General features: G+C 21.7%; 1 protein-coding gene and 1 pseudogene. One reads left to right on the top strand and one right to left on the bottom strand.

Annotation, left to right across the window (positions count from 1 at the left end; all coding sequences use genetic code 11):
• Positions 1-609: pseudogene (locus tag NL43_RS08075) on the top strand (restriction endonuclease subunit S); the annotation flags it as partial.
• Position 610: 1 nt separating this feature from the next.
• Here NL43_RS08075 and NL43_RS08070 read toward each other — a convergent pair.
• Positions 611-1,198 (bottom strand): restriction endonuclease subunit S (locus NL43_RS08070; RefSeq protein ID WP_198923201.1); only part of this gene is annotated, 588 nt, incomplete at its 5' end.

Genomic DNA, 1,198 nt, shown 5'->3' with positions numbered 1-1,198 from the left:
CCTAAATATAAAGAATTTAAACCTAATTTAATGTTTAATGAATTTGATAATGAATGGATTAGTTTTTCATTTAAAGAATTATTAAAGGAGATTAATATTAAATCAGAAATTAAAAATCAATATCCTGTTCTATCATCAACTGTTGATGGATTATATCTCCAAGAAAACTATTTTAAAAGAGATATTGCAAGTAAAAATAATATAGGTTATAAAATTTTATCTTTAAATCAAATTGTACTAAGTCCGCAGAATTTATGGATGGGAAATATTAATCTTAATGATAAATTTGAGAAAGGAATAGTTTCTCCCTCTTATAAAATATATTCTACAACAGATATTATTCTTAGTCAATTTATTAAATATATATTAAAAACACCAAGATTAAAATTTGAATATGAACTTGCTTCAGAACAAGGAGCTAGTGTAGTGAGAAGAAATTTAAATAAAGAATTATTTAATGAAATAGTGATTAAAGTACCTTCTATCGATGAACAGAAAAAAATAATTAAAATTCTTAATACTATTGATTTTAAATGTCAAAATATTGAAAATAGTATGTTTTTATTTAAAAAATATAAAAAAGGATTATTACAACAAATGTTCTGTTAATTTAACAAAACATGGTCTGCAATAAAAATTTTTTAAAATTACTTAATTCACACTTTTCTTTTTTTATTAATTCAATTTTTTTATCTATATTTGTCATACAGTTTACTATTTGTTCTTGTTCAGATAGTGAAGGTATTTTTATTTTCAATTTCATTAATTCTTTTTCAGATAATTCTTTTTGTCCAGTTCCATTCATAAAAATTTCTGTTTTTTTATAATATTCAGTTCTACTTAAAAAATAATATAAAAAGTAAGGTGTTACTCTATTTTTATTAACTTTCAAACTTGTAATAGCATTAGAACAAATTCCTTCATCTAATTCTTGAGAAACAATACCTATGCCCCCATTATGTAAATTTTGTCTACCAATTAAAATTTCTTTGAAATTTCGTTTATAATAAGCCCTTCCTTTTTTAGTAATTTTAGGAATTGTAGTTGTATTAATCTCTACTCCTTTACAATGTAATTTTACAGTTAATAATTTTTCATTAGTAAATTTACTGAGTTTCTCTTTCTTAGGAATATATGTAACTTCATTTAAATTAACAGTTTTCCAAGATTCTGAATAGTCAAATTGTCTTTTTTGAGT

It is taken from the genome of Methanosphaera sp. WGK6 (genome assembly GCF_001729965.1).
Taxonomy (GTDB): domain Archaea; phylum Methanobacteriota; class Methanobacteria; order Methanobacteriales; family Methanobacteriaceae; genus Methanosphaera.
The sequence above is the reverse complement of the archived record's forward strand: the minus strand, read 5'-3'. Positions and strand labels throughout refer to the sequence as shown.